The following is a 22,219-nucleotide window of genomic DNA, read 5'->3' as shown; positions in this document are numbered from 1 at the left end:
GCCAACTGCGGGTACCCGAGCACTATTCCCGCAAACCACTCACCCGTCCTCCCGATCGGGTGACTCGGTCCGGAAAAAGTTGCTCGGCCGGCCGTCCCGCATCTGCTCCTGATAGATCAGATTCAGCCGACGCAGGTCGAAGGTGTGGAACCACTCGTCCCAGGTGATCTCGCGGATCCGGCTGCTCTCCCGGTAACCCGGAATGTTGAACGTCAGCACCCCGGCCCGGCCCTCGCGCTCGGTACCGCTGATCGTCGCCGGTTTGGCTCCCCGCTCCCGGGCCCAGCGTCGGATGACGTCGTGGTTGGTGGTGACCAGGCTGCGGCCGGGACGTTCCGGCCGGTCCTGGAGGGAGGAGATCACCTGCGACGACCGGACCGAACGGGATGTCGAGCGTCCGGTACGCACCGCGCCACCACGGGCCGGCCGGGCCTCGGCCGGACGGCGGGTCGGTGCCGCCTTGCGGGCGCGGGTGGCCCCAGCCGTCGTGCCGCTCGGCGCCGACCCGCGCGGGGTCGACTTCCGCGCGCCCGCCGTGCTCTTCCGCGCCGTGCCGGCCGTGGACCTGGGCGCCGCGCTTGTCGTCTTGCGGGCGCTGCCGGCGGCCGGCCTGCCCGCCGCGCCGGTCGCCTTACGCGCCGGAGCGGCCCGTTTCGTCGGGGCCGCCTTGGCCCGCCCCGGCGCGGTACGGCCGGACGCCGCCTGCTTCGCACCGGAGGCCTTCGTGGCACCGGCGCGGCCGGCCGGACCACTGCTGCGTCGCCCGGCGCCACTGGACCGCAACGTCTTCGTCAGGGTCTTCACCAGTTCCGGCTTCCGCAGGGCGGAGATGCCGGAGACCCCGTGCCGCCGCAGCTGTCCCCGAATGTCGTCCACCCGCATCCGGGAGATCTCCGCCTCGGAGATCCTCGGCGTGTTCGGGGTCTGGTTGCCACCCTGCCGCTTGGTCCTGGTCGCGGTCCCGCCGCGACCCGAGCTGCTTCGCTGAGCCATGGACGCTCACGCTCCTCGCCACTCGCCGTCTCGGCGCGGCGGGTCCCAACGCCGCACCGCGCGCTGCGGCTTACCCCTCAGGAGCGGTCCGAACCTCCGGCGGTCGGCGGAGTCGACCGGGCCGCCGCCGAGGGCTCGAACAGGTGCGCGAAGGCGGCCAGGTTGGCGGTCGACTCACCCCGCTTCACCCGCCACTCCCACTCGCGGCGGATCGAGCTGCCGAACCCGATCTCCAGCATCGTGTCGAAGGACTCGTCGGCGTAGGTCAGTACCGCGCCGAGCAGCCGGTCCAGCTCGTCGGCGTCGACGCCGTCCGGATTCACCCGACCGGTGAGGTAGACGTCGCCGACCGCGTCGATGGAGAACGACACCGCGTACATCTTGGCGTTGCGCTGCAACAACCAGGCCCACAGCTCCTCGCGCCGCTCGTCCGGTTGGCGCATCACGAACGCCTCGATCCGCAGCGCGTGCTCGCCGACGATCAGGTTGCAGATCGTCTTGAGCTTGTGCGTACCGGGCAGGGTCACCGCGTACGAGCCGGGGCCGGTGGACTCGCAGGCGAGTTCCCGCTCCGCGCAGACGGACTCGACAAGTGCACCGAGGTCGCTCATCCGGCCAACTCTACGGCGACCAGCGCCGCGCCGCCCGGGCGCCGTTGCGCTCCGGCGCTGTCAGGTGGCACGTGGCCCGCCGGGACCGCCCCGCGCCGACGTCAACAGCGGGACGCGGCGAGTTCGGCGGTGAGGCCGGCCCGGTGGTCGGCGACCGCCTCACCGTAGACGGTGAGCAGGCCGGCGGCGGTGCGGTGCCAGGAGAAATCCCGGGCGTGCCGGGCGGCGCCGACGGACAACTCGGCCCGTCGGGCCCGATCGGGCAGCAGGCGGGCCAGCGTACCCGCCCAGTCCACCGGGTCGTGTCCGCGCACCAGCACCCCGCTGACCTGGTCGCGCACCGTGGTGACCAGTCCGCCGACGGCGGCGGCCACCACGGGCGTACCGCAGGCCTGGGCCTCCAACGCGACCAGGCCGAAGGACTCGTTGTACGACGGCACCGCGACCAGGTCGGCCGCCTGGTAGAGCAGGGGAAGCTCCGCCCCGGTACGCGGGGGCAGGAAGTGCACCCGGTCGGTCACGCCGAGCGAGGCGGCCAGCTCGATCAGCGCGGTGGGCCGGTCCAGCCCGGTGCCGCTGGGACCGCCGCAGATCACCACCGCGACCTCACGGGCCAGTTCGGGATCCCGGGCCCGTAGGGCGGCGATCGCCCGGACGAGCACGTCGGGCGCCTTCAGCGGCTGGATCCGGCCGACGAACGCGACCAGGTGGCCACCGGCCGGCAGGCCGAGCCGGATCCGGGCGGCGGTCCTGGCGGCCTCCCGGTCGCCGACCGGGGGACGGAACCGGTCCAGGTCCACACCGGGCTCGACCACGGTGACCCTCGTCGGGTCCGCGTCGTACCGACCGATCAGGTCCCGCGCCTCGACCCGGGTGTTCGCGACCAGCCGGTCGGCCTCCGCGACCACCTGTTCCTCACCGATCACGCGCGCCTTGGGCTCCGGCCGGTCACCGGCGGCCAGCTGCGCGTTCTTCACCTTGGCGAGGGTGTGCGCGGTGTGCACCAGCGGCACCCCCCAACGGTCCTTGGCCAACCAGCCCACCTGGCCGGAGAGCCAGTAGTGGGAGTGGATCAGGTCGTAGTGGCCCGGCGGACGGGCCGCCTCGGCGCGCAGCACACCCGCGGTGAACGCGCACAGCTGGCCGGGCAGTTCCTCCTTGGTCAGGCCCTCCAGCGGGCCGGCCATCACGTGCCGGACGTGCACGCCGGGAGCCACCTCCACCACCGGCGGCAGGTCGCCCGAGGTGGCCCGGGTGAAGATCTCGACCTCGACGTTCGCCTCGGCCAACCGCCGCGAGACCTCAAGGATGTAGACGTTCATGCCGCCCGCGTCCCCGGTGCCCGGCTGGTGCAGCGGCGAGGTGTGTACCGACAGGGTCGCGATCCGCCGGGGTCGCGGCCACGGCAGGGAACCCCGCTGACGCCCGACACCGGTGTGCTCTTCCGCCACGTCCGCTCCCTTTGCCACGGTTGATGCCGTCCCCGCACGACCGGCGCTCCTGCGTAAACACGCCATGCCGGATGTCATCTTCCCGATCGGCGGCGGGAAATACGTCGGGCAGGGTCTCGGGCGTGACCGACCTCATGGCGACCGTGCCGCCGGCGGTCGCCGGGCGGGGAGCGAGAATGGCCGGATGAAGCGTGTCGCGATCGTCACCGGAGCGTCCAGCGGGATCGGCGCCGCCACCGCGCGGCGGCTCGCGGGCGAGGGTTTCCACGTGCTCGCCGCGGCGCGGCGTACCGACCGGCTCGTCGAACTGGTCGCGGAGATCACCGCCACCGGCGGCTCCGCCACCGCGGTGAGCTGTGACGTCACCTCCGACGAGTCGGTGGCCGGCCTCGCCCGGGCCGCGCAGCAGGCCGGCGCGCCGGTGACGGTCCTGGTGAACAACGCCGGTGGCGCACGCGGGCTGGATCCGGTGGAGTCCGGCGCCGTCGGCGACTGGCAGTGGATGTACGACGTCAACGTGCTCGGCACGCTGCGGGTCACCCAGGCGCTGCTGCCGATGCTGGAGGCCTCGGGGGCGGGCACGATCGTCGTCGTCTCGTCGACCGCCGGCTTCACCGTGTACGAGGGCGGCGGCGGCTACACCGCGGCGAAGCACGCGCAGACGGCCATCGCCGGCACGTTGCGGCTGGAGCTGTGCGGACGCCCGGTGCGGGTGATCGAGATCGACCCGGGCATGGTGAAGACCGACGAGTTCTCGTTGACCCGCTTCGGCGGGGACGTCGAGCGGGCGGAGGCGGTCTACGCCGGTGTCGCCGAGCCACTGCTCGCCGAGGATGTCGCCGACTGCATCGCCTGGTGCGCCACCCGTCCGCAACACGTCAACGTGGACCGTCTCGTGGTCCGGCCGCTGGCCCAGGCCGCGCAGCACAAGGTGCACCGGACGGGCTGATGGTGGTGCCGGCGTCCCGGCCGCTCGGCGTGGTCACCAGGGGTACCACCGGGCCCAACCGGCTGCGGCGGGTGGACAACTGGATCGTGGAGACCTGCGCCGACCCGCTGCGCGCCGCACCGGACCCACTCGTGGTGGACCTCGGCTACGGTGCGGCGCCGGTGACGGCGGTGGAGCTGCGGGCCCGGCTCGCCGCACGCGTCCGCGCCGACGTGCGGGTGGTCGGGCTGGAGATCGATCCGGTGCGCGTCGCGGACGCGCAACCGGCCGCCGACCCGCCCGGGCTGACCTTCGGCCGAGGTGGCTTCGAACTGGCCGGTCTGCGGCCCGCCCTGGTCCGCGCGCTGAACGTGCTACGGCAGTACGACGAGAGCGAGGTGGCCGCCGCGTGGGCCACGATGTGCGCCCGCCTGGCCCCGGGTGGCCTGCTGGTGGAGGGGACCTGTGACGAGTTGGGACGCCTCGCCGGCTGGGTGCTGCTCGATGCCGACGGCCCACGCTCGCTGACCCTGGCGGCCCGGCTGGCGACCCTGGAGAGTCCGGCCGAGCTGGCCGAGCGGCTGCCGAAGGCGCTGATCCACCGCAACGTGCCGGGTGAGCGGATCCACGACCTGATCCGGGCCCTGGACGACGCCTGGCACGCCGCCGCCGGCTACGTCCCCTTCGGCCCCCGCCAACGCTGGCTGCACACCGTCTCCGCCGTCCGCGCCCAGGGCTGGCCCGTCCTCGACCGCCCCCGCCACTGGCGCCACGGCCGCCTCACCCTCCCCTGGCCCGCAGTCTCCCCCACCTGAACGAGCCCGGCAGGCACGGGTTGATCAAGAAGTTTTCGTCGGTTCACGCGCGGGAGCTGACGAAAACTTCTTGATCAACCCGGTTAGAGGGTGCAGTTGATGAGGACGGGTTCGGGGTGGAGGGTTACGCCGAAGCGGGACTGGACGCCGTCGCGGATCTCGCGGGCCAGGGTGAGCAGGGCCCGGGTACTGGCGGTGCCGGTGGGGTTGGTCAGGGCCAGGGTGTGCTTGGTGGAGATAGCGGTGCCCTCGGGACCGGGATACCCCTTGCCGAAGCCGGCCTTGTCGATCAACCAGGCGGCGCTGACCTTGACCAGGTCGTCCGCACCGGGCCAGGCCGGTGGCTCGCCCAGCCCGGCGGCCCGCTGCCGCAGCTGCTCGTACGTCGCGGGGTCGAGGACCGGGTTGGTGAAGAACGAGCCGACGGAGCGGGTGTCCGGGTCGTCCGCGTCGAGCACCATGCCCTTGCCGGCGCGCAGTCGCAGCACCGTGGCTCGGGCCTGGGCCAGTGGCACCCGGTCACCGACCTCGACGCCGAGCGCCCGGGCCAGCTCCGCGTAGCGCACCGGGCCGGACAGCGGCGAGCGGGCCAGCCGGAAATCCACCGAGAGCACCACCCAGCGGTCGTTGTACTTGAAGATGCTGGACCGGTAGGCGAAACCGCAGTCCGCCGCCGCCACCTGCCCGACGGCTCCGGCCGTCCGGTCGTAGACCTGCACGGCGGTGATGGTCTCGGCGACCTCCTGCCCGTACGCCCCGACGTTCTGGATCGGGGTGGCACCGGTCGAGCCGGGGATGCCGGACAGGCATTCCAGCCCGGACCAGCCGTTGCGTACCGTCGCGGCGACCAGGTCGTCCCACGGCTCACCGGCCTCGACCCGGATCGTCACGGTCCGCTCGTCCTCGGCGAGCACCCGCAGTCCCCGGGAGCGGACGAGAACCACCGTGCCGGGAAAGCCACCGTCACCGATCACCACGTTGCTGCCGCCGGCGATCAGGAGGATCTCGGCGCCCGCCTCGCGTACCCGGCTGACGATCTCGTCGGCATTGGTGGCGGCGACCACCTGGCCGGCCGGCCCACCCACGCACAATGTCGTGTATTGCGCCAGATCGCCCGTGCTGGCGGGTTGCGCGGCGGCTGTCGGCTGGGCGTAGACGTCAGACACGCCTCTCACCCTAGGCTGAGGGGTAGCCGTGGCACCCACTGGTGGCCCGGTCACCCCCGGGAGGATGGCGATGAGCAGATTGCACGGCAGCAAGGATTTCTGGATCGGCGCACTGCGGGCGGAGGGCCCGGCGTTCGCCGCCGCGGTGGCCGAGGCGCCGCCCGAGACACCCGTGCTGTCCTGCCCCGGTTGGACCGTGACCGACCTGACCCGTCATCTCGCCGGCATCTACCGATGGGTGCACGACGTGGCCGGTTCGGGCGATCCGACGGCACCGCGGCACAGCCGGGCGCAGCCGGTCGAGCCGGCGGCGGGCGTCACCGCCGTGCAGCAGTGGCAGCAGGCGTACGACGAGCTGATGGCGCTCTTCGAGACCCTCGATCCGGAGGCACCGGCATGGAACTGGGCCCCCCAGCCGAAGAAGGCCGGCTTCTGGCCGCGCCGGATGGCCCACGAGACGGCGGTGCACCGCTGGGACGCCCAACTCGCCATCGCCGCGGGTGAGCCGATCGAGGCCAAGCTCGCGGCCGACGGGGTGAGCGAGGTGCTGGACACCTGGTTGCCGGCGGGCCGGCGCAGGTCGGGCGGCCCGTGGGCGGGCGTGGTCCGGTTGACCGCCACCGACGCCGACCACGAGTGGTATCTGCGGCTGCGCGGCGAGGGGGTCGCCCTGCTCGACACCGGCACCATCCTCGACCATGACGATCACCACGCCCGGGTACAGGTCACCGGCACCGCCAGCGATCTGCTGCTGGCGCTCTGGGGACGGGTCAGTTTCGACACCCTGACCGTCGCGGGCGACCGCGCCCTGCTCGACGGAGTCCGCGCCGGCTGATCAGTACCTCCGTCCTGACGAGCGACCCTCCGGTGCGACGAGGGTCGCTCGTGGCCATTCTGTGACCCCTCGCGAGAGAGCGCTCTCTTGACACCGGTCCCGAGCGGACCGCAGGCTACGTGAGAGCGCTCTCAGAGCCCTTCCACCACCACCCGACCTGAGAGGGGTCACCAGAAATGGGCACATTCCCGCGTCACCGCCTCGCGGCGGTCGCTCTGGCCGCCACCGGCGTCCTGCTCGTCACCGGCGGCTGCGGCGGCGGCGACGAGGCCGCCGGCGACGGCACCATAACGCTCACCGTCGACGTCTTCGGACAGTTCGGCTACGAGCAGCTCTACCAGCAGTACATGGACGCCAACCCGAACATCAAGATCGTTGAGCGGGGCACCGGCGGCAACCTCGACGAGTACTCGCCGAAGCTGACCCAGTGGCTCGCCGCGGGCAAGGGCGCCGGCGACGTCGTGGCCATCGAAGAGGGCCTGATGGTCGAGTACAAGGCCAACCCGGACAACTTCGTGAACCTGCTCGACCACGGCGCCGCCGACCTCAAGGGCAACTTCCTGGAGTGGAAGTGGAACCAGGGGCTCACCGCCGACGGCCAGAAGCTGATCGGACTCGGCACCGACGTCGGCGGCATGGCGATGTGCTACCGCACCGACCTCTTCGAGAAGGCCGGCCTGCCGACCGACCGGGAGCAGGTCTCCGCGCTCTGGCCGACCTGGGAGGACTACATCGCCACCGGCGAGAAGTTCAAGGCCGCCGACACCGGCGCCTCGTTCCTGGACGCGGCCACCAACACCTTCAACACGATCGTGCTCCAGACCGCCGGTAACGCGCAGGGCTACCACTACTACGACACCAGCGACAACCTGGTCGTCGACACCAACCCGGCGGTGAAGCAGGCCTGGGACATCACGATGAACATCGTCAACGCGGGCCTGTCCGGCAAGTACGGCTCCTGGTCGGAGGAGTGGGTTTCCGCCTTCAAGCAGGCCAAGTTCGCCACCATCGCCTGCCCCGCCTGGATGACCGGTGTGATCGAGGGCAACGCCGGGCCGGAGGCCAAGGGCAAGTGGGACATCGCCCGGGTGCCGGGCAACGGCGGCAACTGGGGCGGCTCGCACCTGGCCGTACCGCAGCAGAGCAAGCACAAGGACGAGGCGGTCAAGCTGGTCAAGTTCCTGACCAGCGCCGAGGGGCACATCGGCGCCTTCAAGGCCAAGGGTCCGCTGCCGTCCTCGCCGCAGGCGCTCGACGACCCGGCCATCACCGAGGCGACCAACGCGTACTTCTCCGACGCGCCGGTCGGCAAGATCTTCGGCGAGGGCGCGAAGACGCTGAAGCCGGTCTACATGGGGCCGAAGAACCAGGCCGTCCGCACCGAGGTGGAGAACGCGGTCCGCACCGTCGAGCTGGGCCAGCGCAGCCCCGAGCAGGGCTGGCAGGACGCGGTCGAAAACGCCAAGAAGGCCGCCACCAAGTAACCGGCCCGAGACCCCGACCCCGCCGCCGGTCCAGGCTCCGCCGCGATGCGCAGGCATCCGCGACTTGTCCTGGACCGGCGCGGGGCGGGGGCGTGGAAAGGAGTCAACGGGTCATGGCGTTGCAGCTCGACGCACGACCGCCGGCCACACCGGCGCCGCGTGGCACCCGCCCGTCCCGGGCCGGCCGGCTGAGCCGGATCGACGCGAAGTACTCGCCCTACCTCTACATCGCCCCGTTCTTCGTGATCTTCGCGATCTTCGGAGCCTGGCCGCTGGCGTACACCTTCTGGGTCTCGCTGCACGACTGGGACCTGCTGGGCAGCAATCCCACATTCGTGGGCGCGGACAACTACACCCGACTGCTGGCGGACAGCGACTTCTGGCACTCGGTGGTCAACACCCTCGGCATCTTCGTGCTCAGCACCCTCCCGCAACTGCTCGCCGCGCTCTGGCTGGCGAACCTGCTCAACCGGCAGCTGCGGATGCGTACCGGTTGGCGGATGGCGGTGCTGGTGCCCAACGTCACGTCCACGGCCGCCGTGGCGATCGTGTTCGGGGTGCTGTTCGGCCGCGAGTTCGGCATGGTCAACTGGCTGCTCGACCTGGTCGGTGTCGACGGCATCGAGTGGAAGTCCAACCGGTTCGCCTCCTGGGTTGCCATCTCGACGATGGTCGACTGGCGCTGGACCGGCTACAACGCGTTGATCTTCCTGGCCGCCATGCAGGCCATTCCCCGCGATCTCTACGAGGCGGCGGCGATCGACGGCGCGAACCGGGCCCGGCAGTTCTGGAACATCACCGTGCCGCTGCTCAAGCCCACGATCATCTTCTGCGTCATCATCTCCACGATCGGCGGGCTGCAACTGTTCACCGAACCCCGGCTGTTCCACTCCGGCACCAACGCGATCCGGGGTGGGCCGATGCGCGAGTCGCAGACGATGACCATGTACATGTTCGAGAACGCCTTCGCGCCTTACTACAACTTCGGCTACGGGTCCGCGGTCGCCTGGCTGCTCTTCGCCCTGATCGCCATCGTCGCGGCGATCAACGTACTGATCATCCGTCGGCTCGGTGCCGGCGCCCGGCCGGACACCGGCAAGCGGAAGGGGGTCTCGCGGTGAGCGAGCGGAGCGAGCGAACAATTCGGCTCAGTGCCGGGAAAGCTCATCGTGACGCCGAGCGAAGCGAGGTGGCGCGATGAGCGAGCGCAGCGAGCGAACAATTCGGCTCAGTGCCGGGAAAGCTCATCGTGACGCCGAGCGAAGCGAGGTGGCGCGATGAGCGAGCGCAGCGAACGAACAATTCGGCTCAGTGCCGGGAAAGCTCATCGTGACGCCGAGCGAAGCGAGGTGGCACGATGAGCAGGTTGTGGCGGGCGAGCCCGCTGACGTACTTCGCGCTCGTCGCCGCCGGCGTCCTGTCGGTCTTCCCGATCTACTGGATGTTCGTGGTGGCCAGCCGGTCCAGCGACGCGATGGGCCAACTGCCCCCGCCGGTGACCCCCGGCGGCAACCTGGGCGCGAACATCTCCCGGCTGTTCGCCAACACCGACGCCTACTTCCTGACCGGCCTGATCAATTCGGCGATCGTCGCGGTCACGGTCACCGTCTCGGTGGTGTTCTTCTCGACCCTCGCCGGCTTCGCCTTCGCCAAGTTGCGGTTCCGGGGCAGCAACGCACTACTGATGATCATCATTGCCACCATGATGGTGCCCACCCAACTGGGCGTCATCCCGTTGTACATCCTGATGACGAAGCTGAACCTGAACGACCGACTGCCGGCCGTGATCATGCCCGCCCTGGTCACCGGGTTCGGGGTGTTCATGATGCGGCAGTACGCCGGGCAGGCGGTCAGCAGTGAGCTGATCGAGGCTGCCCGGGTGGACGGTTGCGGCACCGCCCGCATCTACTGGAACGTGGTGGTGCCGGCACTGCGGCCGGCCGCCGCCGTCCTCGGCCTGCTCACCTTCATGACCACCTGGAACGACTTCCTCTGGCCGTACGCGGTGCTCAACGACCCGGAGAATCCCACTGTGCAGCTATCGTTGCGAGCCCTGTCTGACGGCTACTACCAGGACATGTCCCAGGTCTTCACCGGAACGGCCATCGCCACGCTGCCCCTGCTGCTGGTATTCGTCCTGTTCGGCCGCCAGATCATCGGCGGGATCATGGAAGGTGCGGTCAAGGCGTGACTGAGTTGAGATTCCCGGACAACTTTCTCTGGGGTGCGGCCACCGCGGCGTACCAGATCGAGGGGGCGGTCCGCGACGACGGGCGCGGCCCGTCGATCTGGGACACCTTCAGTCGTACGCCGGGCAAGGTGCACGCCGGTCACACCGGTGACGTCGCCTGCGACCACTACCACCGCTACGCCGACGACGTCGCGCTGATGGCGGAGCTGGGACTGCAGGCGTACCGCTTCTCGGTGTCCTGGCCCCGCATCCAGCCCGACGGCAGCGGCCCGGTCAACCCACGTGGCCTGGACTTCTACGACCGGCTGACGGACGCGCTGCTCGGTCGGGGCATCGACCCGATCGTCACGCTCTACCACTGGGACCTGCCGCAGACGCTGCAGGATCGGGGCGGATGGACCAGCCGGGACACCGCCGAGCACTTCGCCACCTACGCCAGCGCCGTGTACGCCCGCCTGGGCGACCGGGTCGGCACCTGGACCACGCTCAACGAGCCGTGGTGCTCGGCGTACCTCGGCTACGGCAACGGCGTGCACGCCCCCGGGGTGCAGGACCCGGGCGCGGCCTTCAGCGCCGTACACCACCTGCTGCTGGCGCACGGCCTGGCGACCCAGGCGTTGCGCGCCGGCGGTGCCGGCCGGATCGGCGTCACGCTCAATCCCGCCGACGTGTGTCCGGCCGATCCCAACAGCGCCGCCGACGCCGCCGCCGCACGCCTGGTCGACGGGCTGCACAACCGGATTTTCCTCGATCCGCTGCTGGTCGGCGGGTACCCGGACGACGTCCGCGAGCACGTCGCACGGTTCGTCGAACCCACCTTCGTCCGGGACGAGGACGAGAAGATCATCGCGGCGCCGATCGACCTGCTCGGGATCAACTACTACGCGCCGACCTACGTCGCCGGCCGGCCGGACGGTGCCGGCGGGGGCGGGGCGTACCCCGGCACCGAGGGGCGGGTGCAGTTCCTGGCACCGGTCGGACCGCTCACCGACATGGGTTGGATGATCGAGCCGGCCGGACTGACCCGGCTGCTGGAACGCATCGCCACCGACTACCCGGCGGTGCCCCTGCTGATCACCGAGAACGGGGCGGCGTTCCCGGACAAGACCGCCGACCCGACGACCCCGCTCCAGGACGCGGACCGGGTCGCCTACCTCGACGGCCACCTGCGGGCCGCGCACGAGGCCATCGCCCGGGGCGTCGACCTGCGCGGCTATCTCGTATGGTCATTGCTTGACAACTTCGAGTGGGCCGAGGGGTACCGTAAGCGATTCGGCATCGTGCACGTCGACTACCTCACTCAGCGGCGTACACCGAAGTCCAGTGCCCGGTGGTACCAGGAGGTGATCTCCCGGAACGGGCTGTGACGAGGTGGTGGTTTCTCCGATGACGGGGGCGCAGCGGCCCACTCTGGAAGCGGTGGCACGACGGGCCGGTGTGTCCCGGGCCACCGTCTCCCGGGTGGTCAACGGCTCGACCACGGTCGCCGAACCGATCCAGGAGGCGGTCCGCCAGGCGGTCGCCGAGCTGGGGTACGTGCCGAACCTGGCCGCACGCACCCTGGTCACCCAGCGGACCGACTCGATCGCCCTGGTGATGCCGGAGGAGGCCACCCGGGTCTTCTCCGACGACCAGGTCTTCCCGGGGATCATCCGCGGCGCCGCCCAGGAGTTGGAGGCCGCCGACAAGCAGCTGGTGCTGATGCTGGCCGGGTCGCCGGCCGGGCATGAACGGGTCGCCCGGTACACCACCGGTCGGCACGTCGACGGGGTGCTGTTCGCCTCGCTGCACGGGGCCGATCCGCTGCCCGCCCGGCTGGCCGCACTGGGCATCCCGGTGGTGTGCAGCGGCCGACCGCTCGACGGGGCGGAGGTGCCGTACATCGACGTCGACCAGGTCGGCGGGGTCACCCGCGCGGTACGGCACCTGATCGACAGCGGCCGACGGCGCATCGCCACCATCGCCGGCCCGCAGGACATGGTCGCCGGCATCGAGCGGTTGTCCGGGTACCGGGACACCGTGGCCGCCGCCGGGCTGCCCGAGATGGTGGCGGTCGGCGACTTCACCCGTGAGTCCGGCGCGGCGGCGATGCGCGAACTGCTCGCCGCCCACCCCGACCTGGACGCCGTCTTCGCCGCGTCGGACCTGATGGCGCACGCCGCCCTGCGTACGCTGCGCGAGGCGGGACGGCGGGTGCCCGAGGACGTCGCGGTGATCGGCTTCGACGACATCGAGACCGCCGCGTACACCGATCCGCCGTTGACCACCGTTCGGCAACCGATCGTGGAGCTGGGCCGGCAGGGCACCCGACTGCTGCTCCGCCTCGCCGCCGGCGAGGACGTCGAGCCGGCGCTGATCCTCCCCACCGAGCTGATCATCCGCGACTCCGCCTGAGCTGTTGGCTGCCAGCCGCGCATCCGGCTCGCCGTGAAGTCGATGGTGGGTAGGTTTGTTGTCGCCGGAACGACAACAAACCTACCCACCAATCGGTTCAATCGACTTGTGCGGATCCCCCGAGATGACGCCGACGCGTTGCAGTGGCTGCTGTTCGAGCAGGCGGGGATCATCACCTGGGCGCAGGCCACCGCCGCGTTGAGCCCCGCTGCGGTGCGCCACCTCGTGACGTCCGCACGCTGGAGCCGGGTGTGCCGGAGCGTCCTGCGAGCCGAGCCACCCGGTGGGCCGTACTCCCAGGCACAGGCGCCGTGGGTGGCGGTGCTCGCGGCCGGGGAGGGCGCGGTGCTCGCCGGGCTGGCCTCGGCCACGGCGGGTGGACTGCGCAGTGCCTGGCGCTACCAGACCGTCGACGTGCTGATCCCGCACCAGCGCCACCGAGCCGACCTGCTGCGTCGGCTGCCGCTCGGCCTGCCCGCGGTCCGGGTACGCCGGTCTCGCCATCTGCCGGACGAAGATCGGCAGCGTGGTCGACCCGACCGCACGTCGATGGCCCGCTCCCTGGTCGACGCGGCGCAGTGGGTGCGTACCGACGCCGAGGCGCAACAGATTCTCGCGGCCGGCTGCCAGCAGCGGCGGGCGACCCCGGCGGAGATGACCGCGGTCCTCGCCCGATTGCCCCAGGCCCGGCGACGCGTCCTGATCCGACAGACGCTGCACGACATCGCCGGTGGCGCGGAGGCGCTCTCCGAGATCGACCTGGTACGGCTCTGCCGGCGCCACCGTCTCCCGGCACCGACAGGGCAGCAACGACGCCGGGACGCCGACGGACGGATCCGCTACCTGGATGCCTACTGGCCACGGTGGCGGCTGCACGTGGAGGTCGACGGCGCGCACCACATGGACGTCCGGCACTGGGCGGCGGACCTGCGCCGACAGAACCGGATCTGGATCGACGGCGACCGCATCCTCCGGTTCACCGCCTTCGACGTCCGCCATCGCCCCGACGATGTCGCCGCCCAACTCCGCGCCGCCCTGACCGCCGCTGGCTGGCGAGGCTGAGCGTGGGTACGTTTCTTGTCGCTGGGGCGACAAGAAACGTACCCACCGTCCCGGTGCCGCACGGCGGAGATGGGGCGGAAAAGCGGGCGCGGAGGTCGGTCGGGCTTGGTTAGCGTGCCGTGCATGTCTGCACCGTCCGCGCTGATCCGTCCGACACACCCTGACGACGCACCAGCCGTGGTGGCGTTGCGTACGCTCGTGTTTCCTTTCTTGATCCGTGGGGTCGAGTCCACCCGGCAGCTCATCTCGACGCCACCGGCGGAGCAGCACTGGGGCGGTTTCGTCGCCGAGGTCGACGGGCAGGTCGTCGGTTGGGTGTCGGCGTCCCGCAACACCAACACGAGCGCTGCGGTCGGCGAGGTGTCCCTGCTGCACGTACATCCCGACCAGCGGCGACGCGGAATCGGCGGGGCACTGCTGAGCCGGGCGCTGGAGCACCTCGCGCCGCTCGACCTGATCCGGCTACGTGGGCGGGCGCTGCCGGAGTCGTTGCCGTTCGCCCGCCGGCACGGCTTCATCCCGAGTCGCCAGGAGCGCTTCTCGGCCCTGGAGCTGCGCGCGCTGCCGCCGCTGCCGGCGGTCCCGGACGACGTCCGGCTGGTCCCGCTGGCCGGGGTCGACAGTCGCCAGGTCCACCGAGTGGAGATGCTGGCCAGCGCCGACGAGCCGGGCGACGTGGCCTCCGACGCGATCAGCTACGCCACCTGGTGCGCCGACACCTGGGACAACGTCGGGCTGGACCGGGAGGCCAGCATGGGCGTCGAGGTGGATGGCGAGCTGGTGGCGATCAGCCTGGTGAAGCGGGACGGCGCGCGGATGTGGTCGGACTACACCGGCACCGTGCCACAGCACCGGGGACGCGGGTTGGCCCGGCTGGTGAAGCTGGCCGCGCTGCACCGGGCGGCGGCGCGCGGCGTCACCGTCGCGTACACCGGGAACGACGCGGCGAACGCGCCGATGCTGGCGGTCAACGACCGGCTCGGCTACCGACGGGTGGCCAGCCAGTGGTCCTGCGTACGCGAGCTGCGCCCCGGCGGCTAACCCTCCGCGTACACCCGCTCGGCGATGGCGTGGGTGTCGGCGCCGAACAGCACCAGCCGAGCCTCGGTGATTGTCGTCGGCGTCGCCGAGCGCAGCACCGACAGGGCCTGACGCACGGCGTCCTCGACCGGCCAGCCGTAGACCCCGGCGGAGATCAGCGGGAAGGCGATGCTTGCCGCGCCCAGCTCGTCGGCGACGGCGAGGCTGTTGGTGTAGCAGCCACGCAGCAGTGCGGTGCGGTCCTCGGTGTCCGACCAGACCGGGCCGACCGTGTGCACCACCCAGCGGGCCGGCAGCTCACCGGCGGTGGTGGCCACCGCCTGCCCGGTCGGCAGGCCGCGCCCGTAACGGGAGGCGCGCAGCGCGCGGCACTCGGCGAGGATCGCCGGTCCACCCCGGCGGTGGATCGCACCGTCGACTCCGCCGCCACCCAGCAGCGACGAGTTCGCGGCGTTGACCACCACGTCCACCCGCTCGGCGGTGATGTCCCCCTCGACCAGTGCGATGTCCATGTCATCCCTCCGTGATGGGTTGGCCGAGCGAGCGGCGGGCCAGCAGGGTGGCACCGGCCACCGCGGCCGGCATCAGCAGTACCGCGCCGAGCGGGATCAGGAAACAGACGAAGACCGCGACCCCGAAGCCGAGTGCGGTGGGGCGGTCCGCCTTCAGCGCGGCGCGCCGGTGCGGCAGTCGCTTGCCGCGCCGGGAGAAGGGCGCGCCGGTCAGTTCCACGGCGAGCAGCCAGCCGCCCACCGCCGCGCCGATGACCGGCACCACGGTCTGGCCGACAAGCGGGATGAAGCCGGCGGCGAACAACGGCACACCGAACAAAGCCGCCAGGGCGACCAGGCGGAGCGAGTCGGCGGCGCTACGCTGCAGCGACGGCCAGAACGGCACCTCGACCGCGTCCGGTGTACCGCCGTAGCGTCGCTCCACCCGCTCCGAGATCTTCTCGTAGAACGGATCGCCGATGACCAGGGTGACCGCCGTGAAGGTGAGCACGGTGAGCAGGCCACCGAGACCGAGGAAGGCCAGCCCGGCGATCACCCGGACCGCGCTACGCGGCGTCGTGGCCCAGTCGTCGGCGAACGGGGTGGCCGCGGCGGCCAGGTCGTCGACGAAGAAGACCAGGAGGGCGTACGCGGACAGGAAGACCGCGCCGGAGATCAGCGCCGGGACGACGCCGAGCAGCATCAGACCTGGGCTGCGTACGTACAGGCCGACGCCTCGCAGCAGGAGCGTGGCCCCGCCGAGGAAGCGGCGACCGGCGCCAACGGCGGTGGCGGGAAGCTCGGATGCGTGCACGCCCAGGAGCGTAGTCACTCGTCGGCGCATCCACCGGTTGACGGACCGCCGGAATCAACCGGAGCCGATCAAGATCACCTCCAGCCGGTCGATTCGTCGCCGGTGTGCTCTCGCGACCCTTGAGTCGTACCCGGGAACCCGACGGCGAGAGGCGGTGACCATGCCGGTCATCGAGGTGAAGAACCTGCACAAACGGTACGGGGAGACGGTGGCGGTGGCGGGCGTGTCCTTCGACGTCGAGGCCGGCGAGATCTTCGGCGTTCTCGGGCCGAACGGCGCCGGCAAGACCACCACTGTGGAGTGCGTCGCCGGGTTGCGCGTCCCAGACGGGGGCGGGGTGTCGGTCCTCGGGCTCGACCCCCGCCGGGACGCGACCCGGCTGCGCCAGCAGGTAGGGGTGCAGCTTCAGGAGAGCCAACTGCCCGACCGGCTCCGGGTCGCTGAGGCGTTGGCGCTCTACGCCTCGTTCTACCGCGACCCCGCAGACCCGGCGCGGCTCATCGACGAGCTGGGCCTCGACAGCAAACGGAACACCCCGTACGACAAGCTCTCCGGCGGTCAGAAGCAGCGCCTCTCCATCGCGCTGGCGCTCGTCGGCAACCCGCGGATCGCGATCCTGGACGAGTTGACCACCGGGCTGGATCCGCAGGCCCGCCGGGACACCTGGGACCTGATCGAGCGGGTCCGGGACCGCGGCGTGACCATCCTGCTGGTCACCCATTTCATGGAGGAGGCCGAGCGACTCTGCGACCGCCTCGCCGTGATCGACAAGGGGCGGGTGGTGGCCCTGGACACCCCGGCCGGGCTGGTCTCGGCAGCGGTACCCGAGCACCGGATCCGGTTCCGGCCGTCCGCGCCACTCGACGACCGGCTGCTGACCGACCTGCCGCAGGTCTCCGCGGTGACCCGGACCGGCAGCCAGGTGGTGGTGACGGGTACCGCCGACATGCTGCACGCGGTCACCTCGGTGCTCGCGCGCCACCAGATCATCGCCGCCGACCTACGGCTGGAGCAGGCCACGCTCGACGACGCTTTCGTCGAGCTGACCGGGCGCCGGCTCGCCGACTGAGGGGAACTCGATGCACGCCTTCGGCCAGATCCTCAAGACTGAGGCGAAGCTGCACCTGCGGGACATCCCGACGCTGGTGCTGACCGTCGCCCTACCCACCCTGATCCTGGTGGTGCTCGGGCTGATACCCACGCTGCGCGAACCCAGTCCGGACCTCGACGACAAGTCCTTCATCGCGTACTTCACTCCGTCGCTGCTCGTGGTCACGCTGGCGATGGTCGCGGTGAACGCGTTGCCCTCAGTGCTGGCCACCTACCGGGAGCGCGGCATTCTCCGCCGACTGGCCACCACACCGGCGAGTCCGCTGGCGCTGCTGGCCGCTCAGCTCGTGCTGGCCCTGGTGGGCATCCTGACCAGCGCGGTGCTCCTCGCAGTGGTCGCCCGGGTCGCGTTCGGCATCCCGCTGCCGCGGCATCCGCTCGGGTTCGCGGCGGCGCTCGTCCTGGGTACGGGCGCACTGCTCGCGGTGGGACTGCTGGTGGCGGCGGTCGCGCCCACCGCCAGGTCGGCCCAGGCCCTGGCGGTACCGGTATTCATGCTGATCATGTTCTTCGGCGGGGTGTACCTGCCCCGGTTCCTGCTGCCCGGCTTCCTCGCGGACGTCGGCGCCTACACGCCACCCGGGGTCCAGGCGCTGCTCGACGCCTGGACCGGCACCGCACCGCACCCGCTGCACCTGGGGATAATGGCGGTCATCGCCGTGGCGGCCGGCGCCGCAGCGGCGAAGCTGTTCCGCTGGGAGTGAGCGCATGGTGAGTGGGGACGGGACGAGCTGCGGCGGCGGGGACCCGACGGCCAGCCGCGACGACGCCCTGCCCGCCCACGAGGACCGACTGGCCAGCTGGCGGGCACGCGAGGCGCGGCTGCACCGCCTTCTGCCCTACGGCGGGCTGCTCGTCGGTTCGCTGCTGGCCGCCTTCGCACCGGCACCGCGCGGGCTGCCGATGCTGCCCACCCTGGTCGTCGCCGGGCTGACCGCCTGCTGGGTCACCTGGTTCGTCATCCTGTCTCCGCAGTGGCCGGGACGACGGCGGCCGATGACGCTCTACTACGTCGGGCTGCTCATCTTCGCCACCGCGCTGGTGGCCGCGAGCCCGTGGTACGGCTTCTTCGCCTGGGTCGGCTTCCTGCACGCCTTCCTCGTGCTCAACGGACGATGGCGCTTCGTCGGGATGGCCGCGACCGCCGTGCTGGTCGCCACCGCGCAGGGTGGTGGCCTGCCGTCCTCGTGGTCGAACTGGCCGCTGTGGCTGGTGCTGGTGCTTGTCAACCTGCTCCTGGCCGGTGCGGTCAGCTGGTTCAACCTCCTCGGTGAACGGGAGGACGCCAGGCGCAAGCGGCTGGTGGCGGACCTCGCCGCGGCCAACCGGCAACTCGCCGAGACGGTACGGGAGAACGAAGGGCTGCACGCCCAGCTCATCACGCAGGCCCGCGAGGCGGGCGTGCTTGACGAGCGGCACCGGATGGCACAGGAGATCCACGACACCCTGGCGCAGGGACTGACCGGCATCATCACCCAACTGGAGGCGGCCGAGCAGAGCCGTGACCGCTCGGCGGACCGGCGTCGGCACATCGACAACGCCCTGGCACTGGCCCGGGAGAGCCTCACCGAAGCCCGCCGGTCGGTCCGGGCGTTGCGCCCCGAGCCGCTGGAGACGGCCCGCCTTCCCGACGCGCTCTCCGAGCTGGGTGAGCGCTGGTCGGCCCTGCACGGGGTGGCGGCCGACGTCAACACGACAGGGACACCCAGGCCGTTGCACCCGGAGATCGAGGTGACATTGCTGCGGGCGGCGCAGGAGGCGTTGAGCAACGTGGCCCGGCACGCCGCCGCCTCCCGGGTCGGGCTGACCCTGTCGTACATGTCGGACGTCGTGACCCTGGACGTCCGCGACGACGGATCGGGATTCGACGTGGCCGACCGGCCGGCGACGCCGGACCAGGACGGAAGCTACGGCCTGACCGCGATGCGGCAGCGGGTGACCCGGGTCGGTGGCCAACTTGCGGTCGAGTCCGAGCCGGGTGGCGGCACCGCCGTCTCGGCCTCGGTACCGGCCCTGCCGGGAGCGGCCGCATGACCGGACCGGTACGCCTGCTCATCGTCGACGACCACCCGGTGGTGCGCGACGGGCTGCGCGGCATGTTCGCCGGTGACCCCGGGTTCGAGGTGGTCGGCGAGGCGGCGGACGGCGCCGAGGCCCTGACGATGGCCGCCCGCAGCCGCCCCGACGTGGTGCTGATGGACCTGCGGATGCCGGGGATGGACGGGGTGACCGCGATCGGCCGCCTCGTCGCGACGGACAGCCCGGCGAAGGTGCTGGTACTGACCACCTATGACACCGACGCGGACGTGCTGCCGGCGATCGAGGCGGGCGCCACCGGCTACCTGCTCAAGGACGCGCCCCGCGACGAGCTGGTCCGGGCGGTACGCGCCGCCGCCCGGGGGGAGGCGGTGCTCTCGCCGAGCGTGGCCGGCCGGCTGATGGGTCGCCTGCGCACGCCACGCCAGCCGGCCGGGGAACCGCTGAGCCAACGCGAGTTGGAGGTGCTCACCCTGGTGGCCCGGGGCTCGTCGAACCGCGACGCCGCCGCGCGCCTGTTCATCAGCGAGGCCACGGTGAAGACCCACCTGCTGCACGTCTACGCCAAGCTCGGGGTCAACGACCGGGCCGCCGCGGTCGCGGTCGCGTACGACCGGGGGTTGTTGACCCCCGGCGGACGGTGAGTGTCGGTGCGGGCGTCCCGGTTGCTCTCCCTGCTGCTGTTGCTGCAGGCCCGTGAGGTGATGACGGCGGCCGAGCTGGCCCGCGAACTGGAGGTGTCCGAGCGGACGGTCTACCGGGACGTGCTGGCGCTCTCCGCCGCCGGCGTGCCGATCTACGCCGACCGGGGGCGGGCCGGCGGCTACCGGCTGCTCGGCGGCTACCGGACCCGGCTGACCGGCATGACCCGGGACGAGGCCGAGGCGCTCTTCCTGGCCGGACTGCCCGGCCCGGCCGGTGACATGGGGTTGGCCGACGCGGTGGCGGCGGCGGAACTGAAGATCCTCGCGGCGCTACCGCCGAACCTGCGCGACGCCCCCGCACGCACCGGCCAGCGGTTCCATCTGGACGTGCCGGGCTGGTACCGCGAGACCGCACCGCCACGGTGGTTGGCCGAGCTGGCCGGCGCGGTCTGGCGGGACCGGGTGGTGACCCTGCGCTACCGGCGCGGGGAGCACGAGGTCACCCGCCGGGTCTGCCCCTACGGCCTGGTCCTCAAGAGCGGTACCTGGTATCTCGTCGGTCGGGTCGGCGACGATGTGCGCACGTACCGGGTGGACCGGGTCACCGCGGTCGAGCCGCACGAGGAGAGCTTCGACCGGGAGCCCGGGTTCGACCTGGCCGGCCACTGGCGGGCGCGGGCTGAGGAGTTCCTGCGCGGCATGCTGCGGGCCGAGGTGACGATCCGGCTGAGCCCCGCCGGCCTGCGCCGGCTCCGTCAGCTCGCCGAGATCCCGTTCGGGTACGAGGCCGCGGTCGCCGCCGCGGACGAACCCGACGGGCAGGGTTGGGTACGGACCCGCCTGCCCGTCGAGTCCGTCGACGTGGCCTACACCCAACTCCTGGCGCTCGGGCCGGAGGTGGAGGTGATCGAGCCGCCGGAGCTACGGTCGCGGCTGGCCGAGGCGGCGAGGCGAGCCGCCGCGCTGTACCACACCGGCGACGAGCGGTCTCCCGACCGGGCGGCGCCGGCCGGGTGAATGCCGACCGGGGCCGCTCGGACGGGCGGACGCCGGGGCGGGAGGATCAGCGATAGCCCGTGACGTCGGCGGGTCTGCCGGCGTCGACCACCTCGCTGATGTAGCGGAAGGCGTCCGGCTGGGAGCCGTCGACGTCGGTGAAGCCGTACACCCGGGCCAGTTCCCCGGCGGAGACGGAGCGGCCGCTCCAGCGCGCCCGGTCCGGGTCGGCGGCGAGCGCGGCGACGGCTCGGCCGACGAACGCCGGGGTCTCCGAGATGAGGAAGTGCGGGTCCTTGGCCGCGCCGTCGCGCCAGTTGGCCTCGGTGACGCCGAAGTGCTCGAGCATCGCCTCGGAGCGGATCCAGCCCGGGGTGAGCGCGACCGCCGTGGCTCCGTACGGCCTGAGTTCGTGGGCCCAGTCGAAGGCGAGCCGGTTGACCGAGGTCTTGGCCAGGTCGTAGAAGACCGAGAGCCGGTAGTTCTCGTCGTTGTACGCCTTCGTGCCGTCACCGATCTCGACCACCAGTCCGCCGGGACGGCGGATCAGCAGCGGCAACGCGAAGTGACTGGTGATCACGTGCGTGTCGACGGCCAGCCGCAGGGTCCGGAAGCCGGCGTCCAGCGGCTGCTCCCACACCGGCTTCTCCCAGGTGATCAGCGGATCGGCCCCCCACACGTCGTTGACCAGCACGTCGAGCCGGCCCTGTTCGGCGTCGATCCGGGCGACCAGGTTCCGCACCTCGTCAGGCACCAGGTGGTCGACCCGCATCGGGATGCCGGTGCCGCCGGCCGCGGTGACCAGTTCGGCGGTCTCCTCGATGGTTTCCGGACGGTCCAGTTCGGAGCGGCCCGCGCGGCTGCTGCGGCCGGTCGCGTACACGGTGGCCCCCGCGGCGCCGAGTTGCACGGCGATCTGCCGGCCGGCGCCCCGGGTGGCACCGGCGACAAGCGCGACCGTTCCGATGAGAGGTTTCGTCATGCGTCTCACGCTGCCAGCAATACCTGCCACCTGGTGGCAGGTATTCGCACCGACGACTGTGACCCACGAGACGCGGTATGGCGGACCTTCCCGCGCGCCGGACGTCACGGCATGCCGCATGTCGCGCCTTCCGCACGCCGGGATGGCGCGACATGCCGCATCTCGCGTGTCGCG

Annotated in this window: 22 protein-coding genes; 15 read left to right on the top strand and 7 right to left on the bottom strand. The window is 71.7% G+C overall.

Annotated features, from left to right (window positions below; translation table 11 throughout):
- Positions 1-39: 39 nt before the first annotated feature.
- From V5O40_RS10445 to mshA, 3 genes are all read right to left on the bottom strand, one after another.
- On the bottom strand, positions 40-993 hold the full coding sequence (locus tag V5O40_RS10445; RefSeq protein WP_332905257.1) for a hypothetical protein: 954 nt from the start codon (positions 991-993) through the stop codon (positions 40-42).
- A gap of 77 nt (positions 994-1,070) precedes the next feature.
- Entirely contained in the window at positions 1,071-1,604 is a 534-nt protein-coding gene (locus V5O40_RS10440) for a type III secretion system chaperone family protein (RefSeq protein WP_332905256.1), read from the bottom strand.
- 101 nt (positions 1,605-1,705) lie between these two features.
- Positions 1,706-3,055, bottom strand: a complete 1,350-nt coding sequence (gene mshA / locus V5O40_RS10435; RefSeq protein WP_332905255.1) for a D-inositol-3-phosphate glycosyltransferase — start codon at positions 3,053-3,055, stop codon at positions 1,706-1,708.
- 184 nt (positions 3,056-3,239) lie between these two features.
- Between mshA and V5O40_RS10430 the strand changes: the two genes are divergently transcribed.
- Together V5O40_RS10430 and V5O40_RS10425 are read left to right on the top strand one after the other, a co-directional pair.
- Entirely contained in the window at positions 3,240-4,004 is a 765-nt protein-coding gene (locus V5O40_RS10430; RefSeq protein WP_332905254.1) for an SDR family oxidoreductase, read from the top strand.
- Positions 4,004-4,798 (top strand): methyltransferase domain-containing protein, encoded by a 795-nt coding sequence (locus V5O40_RS10425; protein ID WP_332905253.1) that lies wholly within the window; start codon positions 4,004-4,006, stop codon positions 4,796-4,798. The genes V5O40_RS10430 and V5O40_RS10425 overlap by 1 nt, the downstream gene beginning before the upstream one ends.
- A gap of 83 nt (positions 4,799-4,881) precedes the next feature.
- Here the strand turns inward: V5O40_RS10425 and V5O40_RS10420 are convergent, their stop codons facing one another.
- Entirely contained in the window at positions 4,882-5,964 is a 1,083-nt protein-coding gene (locus V5O40_RS10420; RefSeq protein ID WP_332905252.1) for a UDP-N-acetylmuramate dehydrogenase, read from the bottom strand.
- Positions 5,965-6,034: 70 nt separating this feature from the next.
- Between V5O40_RS10420 and V5O40_RS10415 the strand changes: the two genes are divergently transcribed.
- From V5O40_RS10415 to V5O40_RS10380, 8 genes are all read left to right on the top strand, one after another.
- Positions 6,035-6,799: a maleylpyruvate isomerase family mycothiol-dependent enzyme gene (locus tag V5O40_RS10415; RefSeq protein WP_332905251.1), complete on the top strand. Its 765-nt coding sequence runs from the start codon at positions 6,035-6,037 to the stop codon at positions 6,797-6,799.
- 176 nt (positions 6,800-6,975) lie between these two features.
- On the top strand, positions 6,976-8,283 hold the full coding sequence (locus V5O40_RS10410; RefSeq protein ID WP_332905250.1) for an ABC transporter substrate-binding protein: 1,308 nt from the start codon (positions 6,976-6,978) through the stop codon (positions 8,281-8,283).
- Positions 8,284-8,396: 113 nt separating this feature from the next.
- The gene (locus tag V5O40_RS10405; RefSeq protein ID WP_332905249.1) at positions 8,397-9,404 is read left to right on the top strand and encodes a carbohydrate ABC transporter permease; all 1,008 of its coding nucleotides are present in this window, start codon (positions 8,397-8,399) and stop codon (positions 9,402-9,404) included.
- A 236-nt stretch (positions 9,405-9,640) separates the two neighbouring features.
- Positions 9,641-10,474, top strand: a complete 834-nt coding sequence (locus V5O40_RS10400) for a carbohydrate ABC transporter permease (RefSeq protein ID WP_332905248.1) — start codon at positions 9,641-9,643, stop codon at positions 10,472-10,474.
- Complete coding sequence (locus tag V5O40_RS10395; protein ID WP_332905247.1) at positions 10,471-11,841, top strand: GH1 family beta-glucosidase; 1,371 nt, start codon at positions 10,471-10,473, stop codon at positions 11,839-11,841. Before V5O40_RS10400 ends, V5O40_RS10395 begins: the two co-directional genes overlap by 4 nt.
- A 19-nt stretch (positions 11,842-11,860) precedes the next feature.
- Complete coding sequence (locus tag V5O40_RS10390) at positions 11,861-12,868, top strand: LacI family DNA-binding transcriptional regulator (RefSeq protein WP_332905246.1); 1,008 nt, start codon at positions 11,861-11,863, stop codon at positions 12,866-12,868.
- 108 nt (positions 12,869-12,976) lie between these two features.
- Positions 12,977-13,930 carry an endonuclease domain-containing protein gene (locus V5O40_RS10385; protein ID WP_332905245.1) on the top strand — a complete coding sequence of 318 codons (954 nt, stop codon included), beginning with the start codon at positions 12,977-12,979 and terminating at the stop codon, positions 13,928-13,930.
- A gap of 123 nt (positions 13,931-14,053) precedes the next feature.
- Positions 14,054-14,971, top strand: coding sequence for a GNAT family N-acetyltransferase (locus V5O40_RS10380; protein WP_332905244.1), 918 nt, complete (start codon positions 14,054-14,056; stop codon positions 14,969-14,971).
- Here V5O40_RS10380 and V5O40_RS10375 read toward each other — a convergent pair.
- Positions 14,968-15,483 carry an O-acetyl-ADP-ribose deacetylase gene (locus tag V5O40_RS10375; RefSeq protein WP_332905243.1) on the bottom strand — a complete coding sequence of 172 codons (516 nt, stop codon included), beginning with the start codon at positions 15,481-15,483 and terminating at the stop codon, positions 14,968-14,970. The two genes, V5O40_RS10380 and V5O40_RS10375, sit on opposite strands and share 4 nt — an antisense overlap.
- A gap of 1 nt (position 15,484) precedes the next feature.
- Positions 15,485-16,276 carry an EI24 domain-containing protein gene (locus V5O40_RS10370; RefSeq protein WP_332905242.1) on the bottom strand — a complete coding sequence of 264 codons (792 nt, stop codon included), beginning with the start codon at positions 16,274-16,276 and terminating at the stop codon, positions 15,485-15,487.
- A 160-nt stretch (positions 16,277-16,436) separates the two neighbouring features.
- Here V5O40_RS10370 and V5O40_RS10365 point away from each other — a divergent pair, with 160 nt between their 5' ends.
- Genes V5O40_RS10365 through V5O40_RS10345 form a run of 5 tightly spaced genes read left to right on the top strand, consistent with a single transcriptional unit; the run spans position 16,437 to position 21,084 of the window.
- A complete protein-coding gene (locus V5O40_RS10365; protein WP_332905305.1) occupies positions 16,437-17,345 on the top strand; it encodes an ABC transporter ATP-binding protein in 909 nt (302 codons plus the stop codon).
- Between the two features lie 10 nt (positions 17,346-17,355).
- Positions 17,356-18,090 (top strand): ABC transporter permease, encoded by a 735-nt coding sequence (locus V5O40_RS10360; protein ID WP_332905241.1) that lies wholly within the window; start codon positions 17,356-17,358, stop codon positions 18,088-18,090.
- A gap of 4 nt (positions 18,091-18,094) precedes the next feature.
- Entirely contained in the window at positions 18,095-19,420 is a 1,326-nt protein-coding gene (locus tag V5O40_RS10355) for a sensor histidine kinase (protein ID WP_332905240.1), read from the top strand.
- Positions 19,417-20,067, top strand: a complete 651-nt coding sequence (locus V5O40_RS10350) for a response regulator transcription factor (RefSeq protein WP_332905239.1) — start codon at positions 19,417-19,419, stop codon at positions 20,065-20,067. Before V5O40_RS10355 ends, V5O40_RS10350 begins: the two co-directional genes overlap by 4 nt.
- 6 nt (positions 20,068-20,073) lie before the next feature.
- Positions 20,074-21,084 (top strand): helix-turn-helix transcriptional regulator, encoded by a 1,011-nt coding sequence (locus tag V5O40_RS10345; RefSeq protein WP_332905238.1) that lies wholly within the window; start codon positions 20,074-20,076, stop codon positions 21,082-21,084.
- 46 nt (positions 21,085-21,130) lie between these two features.
- On the opposite strand, the gene V5O40_RS10340 is transcribed toward V5O40_RS10345, so the two are convergent.
- Positions 21,131-22,045, bottom strand: coding sequence for an SDR family oxidoreductase (locus V5O40_RS10340; protein WP_332905237.1), 915 nt, complete (start codon positions 22,043-22,045; stop codon positions 21,131-21,133).
- Positions 22,046-22,219: the final 174 nt, after the last annotated feature.

It is taken from the genome of Micromonospora palythoicola (assembly GCF_036689795.1).
GTDB lineage: Bacteria > Actinomycetota > Actinomycetes > Mycobacteriales > Micromonosporaceae > Micromonospora > Micromonospora palythoicola.
This window is presented reverse-complemented; position numbering and strand designations above follow the sequence as displayed.